General features: G+C 37.4%; 18 protein-coding genes. 12 read left to right on the top strand and 6 right to left on the bottom strand.

The genetic code is table 11. The annotated features are described in order from the left end of the window. Window positions 1-140 precede the first annotated feature (140 nt). Genes ACTBZY_RS10800 through ACTBZY_RS10780 form a run of 5 tightly spaced genes read left to right on the top strand, consistent with a single transcriptional unit; the run spans window position 141 to window position 6,117 of the window. Window positions 141-2,513 carry a hypothetical protein gene (locus ACTBZY_RS10800; protein WP_463046350.1) on the top strand — a complete coding sequence of 791 codons (2,373 nt, stop codon included), beginning with the start codon at window positions 141-143 and terminating at the stop codon, window positions 2,511-2,513. 42 nt (window positions 2,514-2,555) lie between these two features. Further along, on the top strand, window positions 2,556-3,746 hold the full coding sequence (locus tag ACTBZY_RS10795) for a glycosyltransferase (RefSeq protein WP_463046349.1): 1,191 nt from the start codon (window positions 2,556-2,558) through the stop codon (window positions 3,744-3,746). Then, a complete protein-coding gene (locus tag ACTBZY_RS10790; RefSeq protein ID WP_463046348.1) occupies window positions 3,736-4,524 on the top strand; it encodes an FkbM family methyltransferase in 789 nt (262 codons plus the stop codon). The genes ACTBZY_RS10795 and ACTBZY_RS10790 overlap by 11 nt, the downstream gene beginning before the upstream one ends. Continuing rightward, a complete protein-coding gene (locus ACTBZY_RS10785; RefSeq protein WP_463046347.1) occupies window positions 4,514-5,332 on the top strand; it encodes an O-fucosyltransferase family protein in 819 nt (272 codons plus the stop codon). The genes ACTBZY_RS10790 and ACTBZY_RS10785 overlap by 11 nt, the downstream gene beginning before the upstream one ends. Further along, window positions 5,329-6,117 carry a DUF268 domain-containing protein gene (locus tag ACTBZY_RS10780; protein WP_463046346.1) on the top strand — a complete coding sequence of 263 codons (789 nt, stop codon included), beginning with the start codon at window positions 5,329-5,331 and terminating at the stop codon, window positions 6,115-6,117. Before ACTBZY_RS10785 ends, ACTBZY_RS10780 begins: the two co-directional genes overlap by 4 nt. On the opposite strand, the gene ACTBZY_RS10775 is transcribed toward ACTBZY_RS10780, so the two are convergent. Beyond that, window positions 6,112-7,599 carry a lipopolysaccharide biosynthesis protein gene (locus ACTBZY_RS10775; protein ID WP_463046345.1) on the bottom strand — a complete coding sequence of 496 codons (1,488 nt, stop codon included), beginning with the start codon at window positions 7,597-7,599 and terminating at the stop codon, window positions 6,112-6,114. The two genes, ACTBZY_RS10780 and ACTBZY_RS10775, sit on opposite strands and share 6 nt — an antisense overlap. A 290-nt stretch (window positions 7,600-7,889) precedes the next feature. Between ACTBZY_RS10775 and ACTBZY_RS10770 the strand changes: the two genes are divergently transcribed. From ACTBZY_RS10770 to ACTBZY_RS10745, 6 genes are all read left to right on the top strand, one after another. Next, window positions 7,890-8,825, top strand: a complete 936-nt coding sequence (locus ACTBZY_RS10770; RefSeq protein WP_463046344.1) for a hypothetical protein — start codon at window positions 7,890-7,892, stop codon at window positions 8,823-8,825. Between the two features lie 126 nt (window positions 8,826-8,951). Beyond that, window positions 8,952-9,782 (top strand): sugar transferase, encoded by an 831-nt coding sequence (locus ACTBZY_RS10765; RefSeq protein WP_463046343.1) that lies wholly within the window; start codon window positions 8,952-8,954, stop codon window positions 9,780-9,782. A gap of 66 nt (window positions 9,783-9,848) precedes the next feature. Beyond that, window positions 9,849-11,240 carry a dihydrolipoyl dehydrogenase gene (gene lpdA, locus ACTBZY_RS10760; protein ID WP_463046342.1) on the top strand — a complete coding sequence of 464 codons (1,392 nt, stop codon included), beginning with the start codon at window positions 9,849-9,851 and terminating at the stop codon, window positions 11,238-11,240. An 89-nt stretch (window positions 11,241-11,329) separates the two neighbouring features. Beyond that, window positions 11,330-13,273, top strand: coding sequence for a hypothetical protein (locus ACTBZY_RS10755; RefSeq protein WP_463046341.1), 1,944 nt, complete (start codon window positions 11,330-11,332; stop codon window positions 13,271-13,273). 1 nt (window position 13,274) lies between these two features. Next, entirely contained in the window at window positions 13,275-14,579 is a 1,305-nt protein-coding gene (locus ACTBZY_RS10750) for a DEAD/DEAH box helicase (RefSeq protein ID WP_463046340.1), read from the top strand. 109 nt (window positions 14,580-14,688) lie between these two features. Further along, the gene (locus ACTBZY_RS10745) at window positions 14,689-15,513 is read left to right on the top strand and encodes a tetratricopeptide repeat protein (RefSeq protein ID WP_463046339.1); all 825 of its coding nucleotides are present in this window, start codon (window positions 14,689-14,691) and stop codon (window positions 15,511-15,513) included. Window positions 15,514-16,162: 649 nt separating this feature from the next. On the opposite strand, the gene nudK is transcribed toward ACTBZY_RS10745, so the two are convergent. Then, entirely contained in the window at window positions 16,163-16,729 is a 567-nt protein-coding gene (nudK, locus tag ACTBZY_RS10740; protein WP_463046338.1) for a GDP-mannose pyrophosphatase NudK, read from the bottom strand. Between the two features lie 53 nt (window positions 16,730-16,782). Between nudK and ACTBZY_RS10735 the strand changes: the two genes are divergently transcribed. Beyond that, window positions 16,783-17,469: a DeoR/GlpR family DNA-binding transcription regulator gene (locus ACTBZY_RS10735; RefSeq protein ID WP_463046337.1), complete on the top strand. Its 687-nt coding sequence runs from the start codon at window positions 16,783-16,785 to the stop codon at window positions 17,467-17,469. A gap of 154 nt (window positions 17,470-17,623) precedes the next feature. Here ACTBZY_RS10735 and ACTBZY_RS10730 read toward each other — a convergent pair whose 3' ends face one another. The 4 genes from ACTBZY_RS10730 to ACTBZY_RS10715 form a co-directional block, all read right to left on the bottom strand. Beyond that, window positions 17,624-18,001, bottom strand: a complete 378-nt coding sequence (locus tag ACTBZY_RS10730; RefSeq protein ID WP_463046336.1) for a hypothetical protein — start codon at window positions 17,999-18,001, stop codon at window positions 17,624-17,626. A 136-nt stretch (window positions 18,002-18,137) separates the two neighbouring features. Continuing rightward, complete coding sequence (locus ACTBZY_RS10725; protein ID WP_463046335.1) at window positions 18,138-18,764, bottom strand: response regulator; 627 nt, start codon at window positions 18,762-18,764, stop codon at window positions 18,138-18,140. A gap of 2 nt (window positions 18,765-18,766) precedes the next feature. After that, window positions 18,767-20,443, bottom strand: a complete 1,677-nt coding sequence (locus ACTBZY_RS10720) for an ATP-binding protein (RefSeq protein ID WP_463046334.1) — start codon at window positions 20,441-20,443, stop codon at window positions 18,767-18,769. A 33-nt stretch (window positions 20,444-20,476) separates the two neighbouring features. After that, window positions 20,477-22,207, bottom strand: a complete 1,731-nt coding sequence (locus ACTBZY_RS10715; RefSeq protein ID WP_463046333.1) for a M3 family oligoendopeptidase — start codon at window positions 22,205-22,207, stop codon at window positions 20,477-20,479. Window positions 22,208-22,303 lie beyond the last annotated feature (96 nt).

The following is a 22,303-nucleotide window of genomic DNA, read 5'->3' as shown; positions in this document are numbered from 1 at the left end:
AAGAATGGCACGATATGAGCTATATACATGAAATGGCTTAATACAGCCCGACAACAATAATTTTCCTAATGAAAAAAAAGTTTGATTTTCGCTCCTCTCTCCCGTACGCTTTAGCTATCCTTTTTTTCCTAATCCTAACAATGAGCTACTTTAGCCCATTGCTAAACGGGAAAACACTTTCTATGCACGACACCAATATGGCCGGCGGAGCAGCAAAGGAACTGAACGATTATCATGAACTAACAGGCGAATGGGCATGGTGGACCAACTCCATGTTTGGTGGTATGCCAGGTTTTATGATAGCAGGTGCCTACCCTAACAGCCTATCTTCAAAAATTGGTAGTTTCTTTTATCAATTATTGCCTTTACCTGCCAGTCCTATTTTCTTGATGATGGTGGGCTTTTTCATTTTTATGATAAGTCTTAAAAGAAACATCTGGGTATCGGTGATTGCTTCTGTAGCTTATGCCTTTGGCACATACAATATGCTTTTTTTGGAAGCAGGACATGTTTCTAAAATTTTAGCATTGGCTTATGGCCCAGCACTGATGGCTGGTTTTATCTATGTTTTCAGAGGAAAATACATATTAGGAACATTTTTAACGGCTTTGTTTCTTAGTTTGGAACTATATGCCAATCACCTTCAGATTACCTATTACTTCATGCTCATCTTGGTAGCTTATGCTATCTATGAAGTTATAAAGCTTATTCAAGAAAAGAAGATTAATGTTCTCCCAAAAATTATCCTGAGCTTCGCTGTTGCCTTATTTGTGGGTGTGGGTATGAACTCCATGAGGCTTTGGAATAACCTTACGTATTCGGCGGAAACCACCAGAGGTAAAACAGAACTTCAGACTTCAACCGCCGGAAACGATGGTCTGGATAGAAGCTACGCATTTGGCTGGAGTTACGGTATTGATGAAACATTTAACTTAATTGTACCCAACTTAATGGGTGGTGGCTCTGCAGGGGCTCTTACAGAAAGCTCTGAAGTTTTCAAAACCTTAAATTCTGGAGGTGTAGATGTGAATGCCGCCAAGCAATTTATACAGCAATTACCACTATATCATGGCGATCAATCCGTTACCAGCGGCCCTTCGTATTCTGGTATTATCGTCTTTTTCCTATTCTTATTAGGACTTTTCATCTCAAAAGGAAAACAGAAATGGCTTATCGCTGGCTTAACTGGCCTGTTTATTATTTTATCCTGGGGTAGCAATTTCCCTATCTTTAACAACCTCTTTTTTGACACCTTCCCGGGTTATAATAAATTTAGGGCGGTGACCATGATTCTTACCCTTGTTCACTTTCTTTTAGTTTGGGGAGCGGCTAACACCCTGTCTGATTTACTAAAAATAGAATTCACTTGGGAAAATCTAAAAAAGCCTATTTACACCACATTTGGGGTAATTGTGGGCTTGATGTTTTTGGGTTATTTCATGGTTGATTTCAATTCTCCAAGAGACCAAAACTTTGTTGCTGGGCTGTCGCAATCTCTAGGAAATGATTTTGCTCAAAGGCTATTAAATGCTTTAAGGGAAGACCGTAGTTCCATGGCACTAAACGACATCTTTAGAGGCGTCATTCTTTTAGCATTAACTATTGGAGCCGTATTTTTACGGAAGAAAAACAAAATCAATGGTTTGATTTTTGGAATTATTGCCGTGGTACTTGTGATGTTTGATTTCATTTCTGTCGACAAACGCTATTTCAATAATGCTGATTTTGAGACGAAAAGGTTTAACACACAAATATTTCAACCTACACCCGCTGATCAACAAATTTTAGCCGACAAAGACCCGAATTTCCGTGTTATAAACTTAACTACAGGCTTCTGGTCTGACGCTCGCGACTCTTATTTTCATAAGTCAATTGGTGGATATCATGGAGCAAAACTTAAGAAAATACAAGAGCTCTATGAGTATCAAATGATTAAGGATGGTAGATTAAACATGCCTGTCTTAAACATGCTGAACACAAAATATTTCATTAATAATGGACCAGAAAATTCGCCAATAGCTCAGCAAAACCCTGACGCTTTAGGTAATGCTTGGCTTGTAGATACCTTAAAAGTAGTTCCAAATGCAGACGAAGAGCTTGCCGCTTTAGGAGAAGGCTTTAAGCCTGGCCAAGAAGCCGTAACACAAGAGCATTACATGCCAGAAACTAAGACTTATCAAAGAGATTCTAGCAGCTCTATAACATTGACTTCCTATGCTCCCAATAAATTGGTTTACGCTTCCAATTCTAGTAGTGAGGCATTTGCTGTGTTTTCTGAAATCTTCTACAGAGGTAACAAAGACTGGTTTTCTTATATAGATGGTAAGCCCGTAGAACATTTAAAAGTAGATTATGTTTTAAGAGGTTTGGAAATTCCTGCAGGAAAACATGAAATCACTTTTGAGTTCAAGCCTAAGTCTGTGGAATCTGGAAAGATGATTGACCTTGTGGCCTCTGTCGGTTTGGTCTTATTGTTTGGAGCGTGTCTATTTGCCACTTTCAAAAAAGAATAATTTATCTGCTGGGTTTAATTTATGAAACCTCTGAAAGTTTTAATGATAAACACAAGCGACTCCCAAGGAGGTGCTGCCATAGCTTGTCGTAGGTTAATTGAAGCTTTCGAAGAATACCAAAATGAAGTAGAAATTAGCCTTCTGGTACTTCATAAAACGAAGGAAAATAAACCCAACGTTTTTAAAACAGGTCGTTATTTGAACTTCCTACTAGAAAAAGCACATTTCTTGTTTTATGAGAAATCGAAAAAAGAGCGTTTTGCTTTTTCCACCGCTAAATTTGGAACGGACATTTCAAAGCATCCTCTTGTTTTAGAGGCTGATATCATTCACTTGCATTGGATAAATCAAGGGTTTCTCTCTTTAAGAAGCATCGAGAATTTACTATCACAGGGGAAAAGGGTTTTCTGGACATTTCATGATATGTGGCCCATGACTGGCGGCTGCCATCATTCTTATGAATGCCAAAACTATATGAACTCTTGCGGCAACTGTGACGCTTTCTTAAGAAAACCTGCTGCAAATGACTTGTCAAATGCTATTCTGACCCAAAAACTAAAATGGCAAAACAGAAACAAAATCAACGTTATTTCTCCCAGTTTCTGGATGGAACAAAGAATTAAAAAGAGCTCTCTTTTCAAAGAAAACCCTTATTTCCAAATACCAAATACCGTAAATGATCAAGTTTTCAAACCTGAAAAGATTGAAAAAGAATCGGGTACATTAAGAATACTCTTTGCTGCCGTGAGCATTGAGAACTATTTCAAGGGGTTTCCTCTATTTATGGAGGTCGTATCTCAGCTAAAGCATCCGAACAAAGAAATTATAGTTATGATAGCAGGAAAAGTTTCGGAAGAAAACCTAAGGTCCCTTCCTTTTAAATATGAGCTACTGGGCGTCATAAATTCCGAAATTGAAATGGCCGCAGCATATAATAAAGCCGACGTGTTTGTTTCGGCCTCCAAAAGCGAGTCTTTCTCCTACACCTGTCTTGAAGCGGCCTTTTGTGGCACACCAGTGATTGCTTATAAAACTGGTGAAATCCCTGTTTTCATAAAGCATAAGCTTAATGGGTTTCTAGTAAACCATTATTCCATAAATGGATTTCAGGAGGCTTTTCAGTGGTTTTTTGAGAACGAAGAATCTCTTGAAACCGATAAGGTTAATCTCGACAATTACAATTACAATTCGGTTTCTACAGAAACTTTAAACGCTTATAAAAATGCTGTCTGAAACTATAATGAAACTTCTCTCCTTTAGCTTTGGCAAAAAAAAATACCAAGGTTTATATAAAAAACTTTATAGTCTAAGTTTACGTGGTTTAAACTATGGTATTGTTGACAGTGGAGAAGAGAATGTATTGCGAAAACTATCCCTGGAAATGTCCAATTCAAGAGAGCCCTTAGTTCTTTTTGACATAGGTGCCAATGTAGGAAAATATGCCTTAACGCTCTTGAAAAAATTTCCTGAAAATGCCAGAATATTCAGTTTTGAACCCTCTCCAAAAACCTTCCTAGCACTCAAAAAGAACGTTAATTCCAAAAGAGTGAGCCTATTTAACGTTGGATTAGGAGACAAAAACGAAAAGATTAACTTGTATTCTGTTGGTGACAATACAACATTAGCGTCCGCTTATCAAAGAGAAACTGATCAAAACAAAACCGTTAATATTGAAAAAATAGAAATCATTACACTAGACGACTTTTGTAAAGACAACAGCATAGGTAAAATAGACTTTATGAAAGTGGATGTAGAGGGCTATGAAATGAATGTTTTTAAAGGTGCCTCTGAAACTATTAAAAACAGAAAAATTAAAACAATACAATTTGAATTCGGCGGAACACAAATCCAGCCTAGAATTTTTATAAAAGATTTTCATGCTTTACTCTCTCCTAATTATAATTTGTTCCGAATTTTAAAAGACGGCCTAGAGCCAATTGGAGAATATAATGAGCGTTTAGAGAATTTCAACTACTCCAACTACCTCGCCATTTTAAAAAATGAAATCTAAAAAAATTGATGTTGTGCCTTTTGGTGGCTTGGGCAATAGAATGCGAGTCTTAAATTCTGTAGGAAGTCTACAGAAGAAAACAGCATGTCAGATTGAACTCATCTGGCTGGTTAAAGCAGAGCTTAACGCACCGTTTTTTAGTTTGTTTAAGAGTGCCGGCTTTCCATTTACTCTTGCCAGTGGTATCAAGTATCAACTCTTTTTAAAATTTGTAAAGCATATTTTTATAGAAAGATATACGCCCCTTTACAGGTCTATCCTTGGTCTGTTTTACGACTTGGTTTTATTCGATGAAGACCTTTTAAACATTTCCGAGACAGAGTTACTAAGCCTAGTGGAAAATAAGAGACGAATTCTGATTGGCACTTGCTTTCCGTTTTTCACTTTTCCTTCTTTCGATAATTTTGTTCCTTCAGAAAATGTCCTTCAGAAACTCAATTCATTAAGTCTGCCCAAAAATCTTATTGGAATTCATATAAGAAGAACAGACCACGTAGAAATCATTAAAAGCTCTTCCCTGGATGCCTATGCTAAAGCAATAGAAATGGAGACCTTAAAAAATAACGATAGCTTCTTTTACTTGGCAACAGACGACTACGAAGTAAAAGGTTATTTTAAAAATAAACTCAAAAATAAGCTCATCACGCAAGACTTTGAACTATCCAGAAGTTCGGAAACTGGAATAGAAAATGCCTTAATAGATATTTTGGCATTGTCGAAATGCACCACACTAATCTGCAATTCAAAAAGTAGTTTTGTGGTGACCGCACAGCGAATTGGCGACACCAAAGAAATAATAGAAGTATGAAAAGAATAATAAAACTTACCAAATTCGCTTTAGCCTACTTAGGATTCTATCCCGATCAACTCTTCGAAAATATAAAACAATTTCCCTCTTTTATAAAAGACTTAGGCGATTTTAAAAAAAGTTTCAAAGGCAAATACACCGATTGGAAATTTAGCTACTACCCTATTCTTATAGACAAAAAAGACCAAAGCGGTAAAGCCAGAGGCCAGTACTTCTACCAAGATTTATTTGTAGCAAGCTTAATTTATAAGGCTGAGCCCAAAAGACACATTGATATTGGTTCTAGAATAGATGGTTTCATTGCACATCTTGCATGTTTTAGACACGTAGACGTCATGGATATAAGGCCGCTGAACTCCAATATTCAAAATGTTGATTTTATACAGGCCGACTTAATGAAACCTGCTGCCGACTTAAAAGACAGCACAGATTCTCTTTCTTGTTTACATACCATAGAACATTTTGGGCTTGGAAGGTATGGAGACGACATTGACCCTGATGGTCATTTGAAAGGACTTGAAAGTATGTATCAAATCTTACAAAAGGGTGGTACGTTTTACTTTTCTACTCAAATTGGCCCGTCTATGGTGGCCTTTAATGCTCATCGCGTTTTCAGCGTATCATATCTCTTATCTCTATTTGAGACAAAATATGAGCTTCTCAGCTTTTCATACATTGATGATAATGACGTATTCCATCAGAAAGTAGAATTGACTGAACAAGGTTTGGCCAATAGTTTCAACTGTAAATTAGGCTGTGGTATTTTTGAGCTTAAAAAGTTATGATACTTTCTTTAGTAACTTATCCACTATACTGTTTAGATCTGGTGAAAAGTTCATCTTATAGATCAGTAAGATATAGGCTCCACCCAATATCACAGAGCTATAAACTAGGGTTAAAAACTTTTCAAAGACATTGCCAGTAAAAACTGGCAAAAAGTAACCTATAAGCGTCAAACAAGTACCAATTAACACGATATAAAGCAATCGTAAATTATAAGGGTGAACCTTGAAAAAACGCCAAATAAGGTAGTTCCTGGCCGAGTTATAGTAAACGATGGACAAAAAAGCAGCCGCTGCAGCTCCATTAAGTCCATATTTAGGTATCAAGACGTGGTTAAGTAGGAATAGCAATCCTACAAAAGTTAAAACCAACAAAGAATCCAATTTGTAATGCTTGGAATATGCCAGTATTAAAGAATTTATTCCAGAAGCTAAATCGTAAAGTTTAGCGAGTCCAATAATTAATAGTACATATTTTCCTGCCGCATACTCTGGCTTGATAAAAGAGAATAAGAGATCCACATTTACCCAAACCAGCATCAAAAGCCCGGTTCCAAAAATAAGCTGGGTCATACTACTTTTTGTAAATATCTGTTGGATTTTATTGAAATCGTTTGCTTTCATGGCATCCAAAACAATGGCGGTAGATGCTTTCATGCTCACGTTATAAGAAATGGTCATCACGCTTCCGAAAAGCAAACAGGTGTTATAGATTCCTGTTTGACCTAGACCCAAATAATCATAAACCATCAGAGTGTCTAACTTTGTAATGACGATAGAAGACAAACCCGTAACCACACTAAAGCCTGCGAAACGAAAAAACTCCGCTTTAAAATCAGACTTTAAGAAATGCTTATCAGGCTTCAAAGAGAAGCCATCCAAATTGGTTATGTGAACAAACATCAGCACTGTAGGCAATGAAATACCAATAACCCATAAAAGAACAAAACGATCGAAGTCAACCCATTCAAAAATAAATATGATAACGGCCAACAGAATTAGAAATCGCTGCAGAAACTGGCTTAGAACATTCCCCCGAACAGTATCATAAAGGCCCTTGGCGTAATTGTCAAAAAGATTAAACAAAGCCACAAAAGCGGTAATAGGAATAATATAATAGAAGTACTTCTTAAAAAGGGTGTTATCTCCTACAGAAGACTTTACGATTTGCTCTTTAAAAAGATATAAAATCAAAGAACACAGTAGCATTCCTATAAAAAAAACGACCAATCCATTGAACAAATACCCATGATGTTTTCTTTCAGCATTTCTGAAAAACCCAAAATATTTGATACCAGAACTATTGTAACCCAAACTGGCGACAAACACTAGAATGAACATCCAGCTCATTAACATGGCCAAAAGGCCATTTTGCTCTACCGTTAAAAAATTCGGAATAAGAAAGGCCTGTGTAAAAGTTCCTACTAAGACACCAGCATAAGAATAAATGGTACCTAGAATAGTTTGTCTTTTAATAATTGTCATTCGAACTGAATCGGATATATTATATTTTACGTGCTAACTAGAAAGTAGTTAATAAATAATGTTTAAAACTATTTCTTTATCAGATCTTAAAGGACGTAAAACATTTTCTAATATTCATTTCTATCGTGAAGTTTAACCCATTCTTGAAATACCCATTTCATTCACTCCTAGAGTTAATTTCAAAAAAGGTTTTAACTTTTTACGAATCTCTTTGTACTTTGCTTCTTCACAATAATCCTAATTTTATTCATCCCACTGCTTTAAAGGTATTCTTACTAAAAATATCCACTATGACGAAAACACTATTTAGTCTAGAACTAAAGAATTTAGGTCTTGCACAACTAGTTTTTTTAGCAATAAGTATTAACGCTTTTGGCCAATCTTCCTTAACGGAATTGACTATTCCAGAAGTTGATAGTCTTGAGAATCTACGCACAGGAAAACTAATAGTTGAATCTGAATCATCAATGACTCCATTTGAGGTTTCGGGCAGAGGGATTTTCAGCTCTTCTCCAACAAGTATTCATTCTGGAAAAGGAACCTTCATTGATTATGAAAGAGTCTTAAAAATTGGTAGAATTGGAGCTTTTGATTGGGATGTGATGCAAGCAAGACCTTTGGTTTTACAATATCAAGGAGGGAGCGTTGGGATTGGCACCATAAACCCAAGAACATTACTCGACGTTGCGGGTAGAGGTATTTTTAGTGACTCTCCAGTAGGTGTTTATTCTGGTAAAGGAACTTTCATTGATTATGAAAAAACATCAAATATTGGCAGAATTGGAGCCTTTGATTGGGATTTGATGCAAACACGACCTTTGGTTTTACAATATCAAGGAGGGAGCGTTGGGATTGGCACCATAAACCCAAGAACATTACTCGACGTTGCAGGAAGAGGTATTTTTAGCGACTCTCCAGTAGGTATTTATTCTGGAAAAGGAACCTTCATTGATTATGAAAAAACCTCAAATATTGGTAGAATTGGAGCTTTTGATTGGGATTTGATGCAAACAAGACCTTTGATTCTACAATATCAAGGTGGTAATGTAGGTATTGGAATAAATCATCCAGCAAGACAATTACATATCTCAGAAGTAATGCGATTAGAACCACAATCAACCGCACCAGCAAATCCGGCTAAAGGAGACATATATTTTGGCACTGACGGTAAATTGCACCTTTATAATGGCGGTGCATGGTTTTCAGTTAATATGACTCCTGATTAAGTTTTTAGGCAAAAAAAAAGAATTCTCAGTGGGTTATGATAATTTTGGATAAACTATTCTAAAATATCCTTGCCTGCTCCAATAATCATCTTTTGCTACAACAGAGCCAATCATCTACAACAGACGTTGGAGGCACTCAAAAGTAATGCTTTAGCAAAAAATTCCGATTTATATGTGTTTTCTGATGCGGCAAAAGGTCCGGGAGACCAAGATGCTGTTAATCAAGTTCGACAAACGATTAGAACAATTGATGGTTTTAAAACCGTTGTTATACATCTAGCAGAAACTAATAAAGGTTTAGCACCTTCTATTATTCAGGGCGTGAGCCACGTCTTAGATATTCACTCAAGGGCCATTATCCTAGAAGACGACATTTTGGTAAGCACAGACTTCCTATCTTTCATGAATGATACTTTGGATAAATATGCAGAACAAGAAAATATCTATTCCATTTCAGGTTACTCCTTTAAATTAGAAGATTTACAAATCGCTGAAGATGTGGTTTTAGTTAAGCGAGCTTCTTCTTGGGGATGGGGTACCTGGAAAGAAAAGTGGGATACCGTGGACTGGAGTATGAGTGACTTTGATTCCTTTATAAATGATAAAGTGCAAACGTCTTCTTTTAGAGATGCTGGGATAGATCAACTCCCCATGCTAGTCAAACAAAAGAGAGGTGAAATTAACTCTTGGGCTGTCAGGTGGACTTTTCATCATTATATTAATAATGCTTATTGTCTAGTACCTCGTTTCTCAAAAGTAAAAAACATAGGAGCAGATGGCACTGGCACCAACTTTAAGCAAAAGGTGTCAAAGTATGACACTGAACTTGATGTTAGCACAATTTCACTCCCTAAAAAACCTGAAGTTAACCCAAAAGTTACTTCGTTCATTAGAAACTATTTTAAACCCAGTCTCATAAGGAGAATTATTAATTACTATCGTTACAAGACATGGTAGCTAAATAATCTTCATTTTTACTTACCTTTGCGGAACATTTCGAACGATTAAAAAGCATAAAATTCTATGGCACAATATGACGTGGTGATTTTGGGTTCTGGCCCTGGTGGATATGTAACAGCTATTAGAGCGTCTCAATTAGGGATGAAAGTGGCTGTAATTGAAAAAGAAAACCTTGGCGGAATTTGCTTAAACTGGGGATGCATCCCTACTAAAGCCCTTTTGAAGTCTGCTCAAGTTTTTAACTATATACAACATGCAGAAGACTACGGTATTAAAGTTACTAAGGCCGAGGCCGACTTTAATGCGGTTATTGACAGGTCTAGAGGCGTAGCAGACGGCATGAGCAAGGGCGTTCAGTTCTTGATGAAAAAGAATAAAATTGATGTTATTGATGGCTACGGGAAAGTTCAAACTGGTAAAAAAGTTGAAGTTACTGCTGCCGATGGCACGGTTTCTACTGTTGAAGGAAAAAGCATTATCATAGCTACAGGTGCTAGAGCACGTGAGCTTCCTAATGTACCTATCGATGGCGAGAAAGTTATAGAATATAGAAAGGCGATGAGTCTTAAAAAGCAACCTAAATCAATGCTTGTGATTGGTTCTGGTGCTATTGGTGTTGAGTTTGCATACGTTTACGCAAGCATGGGCACTAAAGTGACTATCGTAGAATTTATGCCAAGAATTGTTCCTGTAGAAGATGCTGATATTTCTAAGGAATTGGCGAAACAATACAAGAAAATGGGTATCGATATCTTAACCAACTCTTCTGTAGAGAAGGTAGATATTTCTGGAAAAGGTTGTAAGTCTACCATCAAAACCAAAGATGGTGAAGTGGTGATAGAATCTGATGTGGTTCTTTCTGCTGCCGGTATCGCTGCCAATATTGAGAATATCGGTCTTGAAGAAGTAGGCATTGCTACGGATAAAGGCAAGATTTTAGTAAACGAGTTTTACGAAACTAACATGCCTGGGTATTTCGCCATTGGTGATGTTACTCCTGGTCAAGCATTGGCTCACGTGGCTTCTGCAGAAGGTATCATTTGCGTTGAGCAATTGGCAGGTCACCATCCGCAGCCTTTAGATTACGGTAATATTCCTGGATGTACGTATTGCTCTCCAGAAATTGCTTCCGTAGGTTATACCGAAGAGCAAGCCAAAGAAGCTGGATACGAAATCAAAGTTGGTAAATTCCCTTTCTCTGCTTCTGGAAAAGCAAAAGCAGGTGGCGTGCCTGAAGGTTTTGTGAAAGTTATTTTCGATGCAAAATACGGCGAGTGGTTAGGTTGTCATATGATTGGCTCTAACGTTACCGAAATGATTGCCGAGGCAGTTGTAGCTAGAAAACTTGAAACTACAGGAATGGAGATTGTGAAGTCTGTTCATCCTCACCCTACTATGTCTGAGGCCATTATGGAAGCTGCAGCGATGGCTTATGGCGAGGTCATCCATTTATAAATTACTTTGAGCTAAGGCTCTTTTATCATATTAAACCCTGACAATGCCTATTTTTGTCAGGGTTTATTTCTTTTACAAAGACGGTATCCATGAGTACAAAGGCTAAACAAAATCTATTCTATCTTATTTTCGGCTTACTATTTTTTTCCACGACGGAGCCTTTTGTATACGCCAGCATTGATATTGACCCCTCTTGGACGGAGTCTTTGGTAATGGCCATTAATCAGAACTTTACTTTCGGTAAAGACTTTATATTCAATTATGGGCCTTTAGGCTTTTTGAATACCGCCCTTTTACCAGAAAAAGTAAGCCCTTGGTTGCTCTTTCTTTTTCACGCCTTTTTACTGCTTAACTATTTCATGATAATTAAGCTTTCGTTTCTAAAAATGGCAGAAAAATGGTGGCACGCGGCAGTCGTGGCCGTGCTCATTCTATTACCTTGGGGTTTTTTTGCCGATGTTACTTTCACACTTTTTTACCTTATGCTTTTTTGGCTGCTTTATGTGCAGCAAACAAGAAGCACTTTAGGATTAATATTGGCCGTAGTACTCGCCATTTTGATTTTCTATATTAAGGTAAATCTGAGTCTAATTGCCTATTCGGTGCTCTTACTATCCGTCCTATATTTCTGGCTCTCAAAAATCATTTCATGGCAGGTCGCTTTATTGACGCTTGTTTCTTTGATACTACTAACGGCTAGCTTTTCATTACTGCTTAATGTCTCCATTCCTGATTATTTAGCGGCCAGCCTAAAAATTATAGATGCCTACCAAGACGGACAAGCCGTTAATATTTTAAAAATTAAAGAACTGGGCTTACTTCTCATTCTAGAATTTATCATTCTGGGTGTGGTCTTCGTTTACATCTTTAAAAACCTCGCCCATTTTGTTGACAATTTATACCTCTACATTCTAAGTGCCTTAGCCTGGTTTCTATGTTTCAAACAAGCCCATACGGCCACTGGGCACTATAATGTTTTTGGTTTTTTCCTATTCTTGCCTGTTCTTGCTGTTTTGATTTTCCTTTTTGCGAAGCACTTCAAAAACGGAGCAAGAATGGTATTTGTGGTACTCCTGCTTCAAATAGTTTCTACGCAGTTTATTCGATTGGCCATAGGGCAATACAACCTAAAAGAATACGCCCTTTTTTACTTTCCAAACCGTGTCGTTTCTGAAGTTAAGCAAGGTCAAAATGTATTTGCCTTGGCCAATACCCTAAAGTATAAAAGCCCTTACAATTACTTTTCAAAGTTTCTAAACTACGATTATCAAAAGAACTTTCAACAGGAAGAACTGAACAAAATAAGAATACTACCGCAAGACATTCTTGATAAAATGGGCGGTGCCTCTGTAGATATTATGCCTTGGGAAATCTCTTATATTTTCTTTAATCAATTGAATTATAACCCAAGACCAATTATTCAAACTTACCAAGCAAACAGCGATTGGCTTGCCTATAATAACGAAGAAAAATACAACGGTAAATCGGCTCCAGATTTTGTGCTCGCCAACCTACACGACTATAGAGAACAACATCCTTTATGGATGGACAAAGGAGCTTATCTTGCTCTTAAAAGGAACTATTCTCTTCAAGATACCATTAACATGCCACAGGAGAATTTATTTCTTTTTAAACGTGATTCGGATATCTCATTGCCAGAGTATCAGGAAATTAAAAAAGAAGAGAGCCACCTATCCACTGAAATAAAGATTCCAAGTTCCCGCGAAGGAGCTCTTTATCTTAATGCGGACGTACATTACAGTATTTTAGGGAAAATTGCTCGCTTATTCTTCCAACCTCCTTATTTAAGATGCACAGTCGTATATGAAGATAATACAGAAGATAATTTTAGAATTCCTCCTCCTATTTTAAAGGGTGGGATTCTGGTCAGTCAAAAGGTGACTACCGAAGAGGACTTCCTTAGGTTTGTAACCAATGGAAGCAATAAAAAAATTAAAAGCCTTACTTTTTGGAGTAAGTATACTTGGGGTTTTAAGTCAACTTTTGACTACTCCTTAGAACAAATAAAATAAAATGTCTACCTCATTCTCAGATTTCGCACTCAATAAACAGTTGCTAACGGCAATTGAAGAACTGGGATATAAAGAGCCCACTCCTATTCAAGAACAGGCCATACCGACCCTTTTATATGGTCATGACGTGTTGGGTATCGCTCAAACGGGTACAGGGAAAACGGCTGCGTACTTACTTCCCATATTAATGAAGATTAAGTATGCTCAAGGAAACCATATTAGATGCGTCATTTTAGCTCCCACTAGAGAGCTGGCCATACAAATAAATGATGCCATAGCGGATTTTGGAAAGTATACCGACATTAGACATGCTGCTGTTTACGGTGGCCTTGGTCCTAAGACTCAGATTGAAACAATACAGGCTGGTCTGGATATCATAGTTGCCACGCCCGGAAGGTTCATGGATTTATATCTTAGAGGCGTTATTGTCACCAAAGAAATTAAGTACATGGTGTTAGACGAGGCAGACAAAATGATGGACATGGGTTTTATGCCTCAAATCAGAAAAATCCTCGAAATCATTCCTCGTAAAAGGAAGAACTTACTTTTCTCGGCTACATTTCCAGAGAAAGTAGAAAAGTTTTCTCAGGAATTTTTAGAAGCTCCAGTGCGTATAGAAGTAACACCTCAAGCCACTGCAGCCAAAACCATAGATCAGCGAGTATATGCTGCTCCTAACTTTCAAACCAAGTTAAACCTGCTGGGCTATCTTTTCAGAGACCATGAAGATATAAAAAGAGCCTTGGTTTTTTGCAGAACAAAAACGGTCGCCGACTTAGTTTTCAAGTTTCTGGATAGGAGAATTATTGGTAAAGAAAACGTAAAAGTTATCCATGCCAATAAAGGTCAAAATACAAGGATTAACTCTATCAATGCTTTCAAAGGCGGTGAACTAAGAGTACTGGTAGCTACGGACGTTGCAGCCAGAGGGATTGACGTACAGGCGGTTAGTCATGTCATAAACTTTGACGTGCCGGTTATTTATGAAGACTACGTACATAGAATAGGCCGTACCGGTAGAGCCAACCTTGAAGGTGTGGCTATTACGTTTATGACGCCTAATGAGGAATATCACTTAGAAAAGATAGAGGAAATCATCAGAGCAAAAATACCGGTTTTAAGTATTCCGAAGGAAGTAGAATTGGTAGAAACGCCTTTTGAGGAGCAGCAAGTCATACTAAGAGAGATTGACGACCAAAAGAAAAAAGAAGACCCAACCTTCCAAGGAGCATTCCACGAAAAGAAGAAAAAAAACCTTCCTAGAGAGAAAAAACCAAAAAGATCCTTTAAAAGGAGGAAGCGTTAACAACTTTATTAACGTATCAAATAATATGACGTATAACCCGTTATATTAGGGCAATATTTGAGGTGCTTACGCTATGATATTAAGAAGTCTAATAATAGGAATTTTAGTAATGAATTACTGTCCAACCACTGGCCAGCATGTAATTCTTAAATCCGAATCTACGAATTCAAGCTCTATAGGACTAACAGGTTCTACGCTTAATGAAGAGAACAAAGAAAAACCTAAAAGGTCTTTTGAACCCACCATGTTTAAGAGTTTAGACAATAGCATCATTCAGATGGATCACGAAGTAGTGATAGTCGGAAAAATGGCTCCTGCCGATCTAAACATTTATGAGATTGCTCTTTTTGGTGGATACCAAAAAAACCTTCAACAAATAGAAGAGGACAAATCCTTTTTAGAAAACTGCGACAAAAACTTTGAAAGCAGAGAAGCCGCGAGTCGTTTCTTTTCTGATATGGGCTGGCAATATCTCTCTGAAGGAAGCAAAGAAATGGCTACCTACAGATATAATTTGGCCTACCTGCTTGACCCACAAAACATTGATGTTTTCTGGGGACTTGGTGTAATAGAATACCAAAAAGGCGAACATAAGGAGGCTATTAAGCTCATGTCAATGGGTTTAGAATCAGATGATAATAACGCCCCTCTTTTAACCGACCTAGCTACAGTTTATATTCACTGCTACGACACAAATCGTCATAAAGTTGATTTGCCAAAGGCCTACCAACTTTTAGATAAAGCCCTTCAAATAGAGCCTACTTATGTAAATGCCTACATGCAGTTAGCCCATGCCAATCTTGTAGACGGAAAAATAGATGATGCTTGGATCAACTTCCATAAGGGTTATGAACTAAACCATACCGGTATTAATTTCGATTTACTCTCTGAGCTTCTTCTAAAGAAGCCAGACCCGATGGGACTGTTTAAGTAAATCAATTTGTTTCTGAATTCCGCTTGATATAATTTTCATTTAAATTCGAAATGAACTAGTTTTGTTTAAATAAAAAGGGTACCGCCCGCTATGAACGATACCCAAAACAGAATCTTAGGTACATTGTGCGATCGTATAAATTAACGTCGCTAATGAAATAAGAATCTGAAAAAGTTGACCGTTTCGGTCAAAAAATTCTTTCATATTTTTTTCCTTTAAAGGTTAAAAATTTACACCAAACCCCTAGGCGTCCAAGCAATGGGGGTTTTTTGTGTCAACTAACTAGCTGAGGTACAAAAGTATAGAGCTTATGAGGTAAAAAAAAGTGTCATTTTTGTTTGGATTTTCATCAATTACATTATATTACAAAAGACTTTTTTCATAAGACCTAATTATCAGTAGTTTAAAATCGAAAACAAATTAGAATAGTACTATTCTAAAGTTATCCACATTTTTTTCCTCTTAATTTCCCACATCTACAAAAACTGAGATTATGAGGTCAGAAAGCCTCATAAGACTAGATAAAAACCTAAATATGAAATTTTAATTTTAGAACTTTCAAAGAATACTCGAAACCACTTGGCGTTTTAGACAAACATCATGTGGATAACTAGGTAGACTATCGGCCAATTACATCAAAAAACACAATTTAATTCAAGGCCAAATGCTGCAAAAGCATGATGGTTTTGCCATCTTTTATATCACCTGTCTTGATCATTTCCATGGCTTTAGTAAAGGGTATCTCTAATACTTCTATATTCTCATGCTCGGCTTCATGACCTCCGCCATCGCTTACTTTCATCTTAGGCTCATATTCCGCTATGAAGAAATATAATATCTCGGTGACAGAACCAGGCGACATATAAGATTCAAATATTTTCTCCACCTTATTTATCCTAAAACCCGTCTCTTCTTCCGTTTCTCTTTTGATACACTCTTCTGGGCTTTGATTGTCTAATAGTCCCGCACAGGCTTCTATAAGCATGCCATCTTGGTTTCCATTGAGATAAGTAGGCATTCTGAATTGACGTGTAAGTATTACTGTTTCCTTTTCCAAGTTATAGAGCAAAATCACTGCTCCGTTTCCTCTATCATAACACTCTCTGGATTGTCGCTGAACTTCCCCTTTATCTGTTGTATAATCAAAGGTTAGCTTTCTAAGCGTGTACCAATTATCTGATAGAAGTTTATTTTCAATAATATTAATTGCAGCCATTTTGAACGTATTTGATTGTTTTTGTTTATTTTTGACCAAATGTAATTCAAAGAATGGGATTTGAAAAAAGAAAGAAAGAAATTTTAAGTCTGTTGGCTGAAAAAGAATTTATCACGGCCGCCAATCTTGTGGAACTTCTTGCCGTGTCTGATATCACTATACGTAGGGACCTGGCACAGTTAGAAACACAACATCTACTCAAGCGAACACATGGCGGAGCTACCAGAATAGACGAAAGCCCGATGATCAGTTTTGACCTCAAATCCCCTCAAAATGAGAAGGAGAAACGGAAGATTGGCGAAACCGCAGCCCAACACATTCAAGACGGTGATGTGATTTTCATAGATTGCGGTAGCACTACTTTGCATATTTGTTCACACATTAAAAACTTGAATATTAAAGTTATTACCAATTCACTTCCTGTAGTGAGTGCTTTACAAAATACGCATGTCAAAGTCAACCTCATAGGCGGAGAACTCGACACTAAACGCCAAGCTGTACATGGAAAGATGGCGGTAAACCATATCCAGCAATATCATGCAGATAAAGCCTTCATAGGTGCGGATGCCATAGACCTTGAAGACAATTTATGGGCAAACTCTGAAACCGAAGCCGAAATAAGCAGAGCGATGATAAATGCCTCTGACAAGGTTTACGTTTGTGCAGACTCCTCTAAAAGAGGCAGGAAAGGATATTTGAAGTTTGCGGAAAATAGCAACACCTTGTCCATCATCTCATAAAAAAACCCACCTCACTTTCGTAAAATGGGTAAAGGGGATCCATAACCCCTATCTATCTGTTGATGTTTTCTCTTCTGGTTAATTAAAATTCTAAAAAATAAAGAACTCGTCGTGGACCATAAAGCTAGCCCACCACGAGAACCTCTTGCTTTTATTATTTTCGTTGCAAAAATTCAGAACTAGCATTTTCTTTCTGCTCTTCCATTTGGTTGCTTCTTATTTCATCTCCACCCTGATTTTCTGCCCTAACGTATCGGTTTTTAGCGTTAGCACCTGTACCTCTCTTTATTCCGGTTTGTACATAACCGGTAATTTTCTCGTCGTTCTCTGAGCTTAACGTTCTATTTTTGGCATTAGCACCTGCTTCATATTTATCTGAAGGTTGGGCATACAGACTTACTTGACTTGGTTCTAGTTTCTCACTTTTCGCCACCATATAATTCTTTGCTTTCGGCCCTTTTTTATACAAAGGATGTTGTGCAAAAGCCACACTAGATGAAAGTATTAGGATCAATATTGAAATGCTTTTCATAGTTGCTCTATTTTGTTGTTGAAAACTTATCTTCATTACAAAAATCAGCAATCTACTATGTATTAACAATCTAAGAATACATGTGATTTTTTAGAGTTTTTATCGCTATGATTACCATCCGTATAAATACGGATGGTCAGATCATTTTCAGCTCAGATGCTCTTTTAATAAGCTCCGCAGAATTTTTAACATTCAGTTTTTTAAGCATATTCACACGGTGCGTTTCCACCGTTCTAGTGCTTATAAAAAGCTTTTCTGCTATTTCCTTCGTCGTCAAACCTTCGGCTATATATTCCAAAATTTCGTTTTCTCGCGGTGATAGTTTCTTAACCACATCCCCTTCAATAGACATATTGTTTAGTAATAGCTCGGTGGTTTCCTGATTGAAATATTTCTTACCTAAATACACGGTTTCAATGGCCAATGACAATTCTTCTTCATCCGTGTTTTTAAGCAAATAGCCCATGGCTCCATTCCTAACACTCTGTACAATATAGTTGCCATCGTTATGCATAGAAAGCATAATTGATTTCACTTTAGGCTTTATCTTTCTAAGAATCTCAAGCACCTCTAAGCCTCCTATTTTAGGCATGGTAATATCTAGCAAAACCACATCTAGTTCGCCGCCATTTTTAAGAAACGCTATAAATTCCTCACCATCACCAAAAATACCAATCACATCCATGTTCTCCTTCTTAGAAAACATGGCTGAGAGTCCATTGCTAAACAAATGATGATCATCTACAATCGCTATTTTTATCATACTTAAAACGGTAAAGTTACTTCAATGGTAGTGCCCTCATCGGCACTGCTTATTACAAAACTACCCCCTAAAACATCTACTCTAGCTTTCATATTACTTAATCCAGAGCCACCAGAAACGGTATTAGGGTCAAAACCTTTGCCATCGTCAGAATAGTAAAGATTGACACGGTCTCCTTCATCTGTTAATACCAGAACAATATTATCTGCCTGCGAATGCTTAATGCCATTGTTAAGACATTCTTGGCTTATCCTAAACAAACAAATGTTTATCTCATCTCCAAAATTGCCGTCCTTTTCTCCACGGTGATAAATAAATTCAATTCCTGAAGACGTCAACGGCTTTAGCATCATCACCAAATTTTGCACAGATTTAGCCACTCCAAAATCCATTAACGACTGCGGCATGAGGTTAAACGTCATCCTTCTTACTTCGCTCACAGTATCGTCAATAATCTCTTTAAATTCTATCTTTTTCTCCGCTGCCAAATCTTGACTTTGAATCAGAAGTCTTAAATGAGTAAGCATGGGACCTAGACCATCATGCAATTCTTTAGAAAGCCTTAGCCTCTCCTTTTCCTGACCAGAAATGATCGCCATTCTAAGCTCTCTTTGTCTTATTGCTTCCGATTCATTAATTTTTCTTAGCTGCTCCCGCATAGAAAGCAAAGACTTTCCCAGTGTATCATTTTCACCAATTAGCCGATAATCAGCTTCTAGGTTCATTCCTCCTATTTCTTTTGAAAAATCTATGGTAGACTTAAACTTAACCACCATCTCTGCCAAAGACTCATACATTAATCTCATTTCATGACCAATGGGTCTGCCATTGACATCAAAATCATAGTCGCCCTGAGACATCCTGTCCAAATAATACTTCATTCTAAGGAGAGGACGCGTCAATGCCCCAGCTAAAAACAGGGACAAAATAAATGTAATTAAGATGGAGAGTAAAATAATAAAAATGAGGTTTCGCTTCAGTAAAATGAGCGGCTCCAATGCCTCATCGGTATCTATTTCGGACAAAATAGACCATTTAAGATTTTTAAAATGCAGATATTGAAATGCTCCATAAACCTCCACTCCTCTGTAATCCTTATAAATTCCCTTACCCTGCTTACCTTCAAAAGACTCTAAAACACCCAGTGTTCTACACTCAAAATCATACGGTGGCTTGTCTGGAAAAAAACGTGACCTTGAACGTAACCTAAAGTCTTCGCCCACTAAATAGGATTCCCCACTCCTCCCCATACCCGTTCTTTCCAGCAATATTTTCTTTATTTCTTCTCCGTCTTCAAACCGAACGCTATAGTTTCCATCTTCTACTTGCTTCACAAAAATTAATCTCAACTGACCTTGGCTCGCCACACCTGTCAGATCATAAACACCATTTAGCTTTTGATTTTTAAAAGATTCGCCAAAAATCTCCCTCAACTGCCTATTAGAAAGTATTTCGGTTTGGGCCTCAGTGTCATTAAAAGCCTTCCACTCTCTTTTTAAAAAGTCTTCAATCTGAACCCTCTTTAAACCTTTTATAGAAGTTAGCTGTAACAAAACACGCTCGTCAATAGAAGCCTTGAACTGTTGGTAAAAGAATAGCGATACCACCAAAATAGTAGGTATAAATAGAAGATTGACTAAAAAGACAATCCAGAATTTTATGCTTACGAATTTGTTCAAAGCTTCTAAATGATTTTAGCTGAATTATTAGAACTAGTTCAAACCTTTTAAATTGCTCAATTCTGCTCTAACAAAATCCATCAACTCAGAAATAGTGGATTTTGAAAAGTCAAACTTAATATCCATGGCTTCATAAATTTCGCCAATGGTACCCGTATAACCCATTTTCAACCCTCTCAAATAAGCTTCCAAGCCCTTCTTGGGATCATTTTTATAATTTCTCCAAACAGAAATAGCTCCTAACTGTGCCATTCCATATTCAATATAATAAAATGGCAGTTCAAAAATATGTAGTTGCCTGTGCCAGCTCGCTTCCTTAAATTTCTCAAGTCCAGACCAGTCCGTTTGCGTATCAGAAAACTCCTCAAAAACCCTTATCCACTCCGCTTGTCTTTCTTCTACAGTATGATCTGGATTCTCATAAATCCAATGTTGGAATTTATCTACTGTGGCTATCCAAGGTAATACGGTTAAGATATCTTCCAAATGCTCAATCTTAGCCCTATTTAGCTCTTCTGGAGTTTCAAAAAATGTATCCCAATGTTCCATTGAAATTAACTCCATAGCCATAGAAGCTACTTCTGCCACTTCTGAGGTTGTGTTCTTAAACATACTTAAAGGCAAGTCTCTCACCTCAAAAGAATGAATGGCGTGCCCACCCTCATGCACCATGGTCACGACATCTCTAAGTGTACTTGTGGCATTCATAAAAATAAAAGGAACACCAATTTCCATCAAAGGATAATTATACCCTCCTGGGGCCTTTCCTACCCGAGACTCTACGTCAAAATGCCCCATTTTACGCATAATGCGAATGTAATCACCTAGCGTTTTATCAATTTTATCAAAGCAAGCCTCCGTTTTGTCCAACAAATCCTCTCCATTTGTAAATGGTTTCAAACCCTCTTTACCTTCTACATCTACCTTTTTATCCCATGGTCTGTAAGCCTCCAATTCTAATTTAGCCTTCCTTTCTTTCTCTGCCAGATTTAGCAATGGCACCACCGTTTCCGCTACCGATTCATGAAAATCAAAACAGTCTTGAGGGGTATAGTCAAACCTTCCTAAGGAAGCGAAGGCATAATCTCTGTAGTTTTTGAAGTCGGCATTCTCAGCCACTTTTTGTCTTAAGCCTTTTAAATCATCAAAAAGCTTATCCAGTTTAGTTCGGTCCTTTTCTCTTCTTTCGCTTATTTTTAACCACGCTTCTTCTCTTTTAGCTCGGTCTGTTCCCATCATTAATGAACCCGCTTTTTGAAGCGTCATTTCCTCATCGTCAATAGTAACGGTCATCGCACCTGTGGTGGCCTGATATTCCGTAGACTTCGTCTGAATTTCTGTTACTAAAGGGATATTTGATTCTCTAAATATCTCCACGGACTTTTTCATTCCTCTCAGAGCTATGGAATAACCACTGCCTTTTAAATCCTTTAAGAAAGGACTTTCTAAGGCCTTTTTATTCAGCTTGTCGTCATAAACAGCCAGGTGGGGCTGAACTTCTGTAACAAAATATTGGTATTTTTTTTGAGCTTCTTCGTTCTTGGTGTCGCAAGTCATCTTGATATAACGCCATGCCATGTCCTCCGACAAGTATGACTCCAATTCGTCTCTATCTTTAAACCATTGTTCTAGCTCGTTTCCAGAATTTATTTCTCTACTCACTAGGTCTTCATAAAAGCCTTTTAGACTCTCCCAGCCGTTTAGCTCAAAGTCTTCTCCTAAAAATATTCTTGGCTTACGTGTTGGTATAGCTATTTGTTTCAATGTATTATGTTTTGGTCAAAAATAGTAAACGTTGTACATAGCTGGAAAGTTTGGGTCAGCTTGGGAATTGAGCCCATCCATTGCATTTTGTTAAAT

The organism is Arcticibacterium sp. (assembly GCF_055134445.1).
This window is presented reverse-complemented; position numbering and strand designations above follow the sequence as displayed.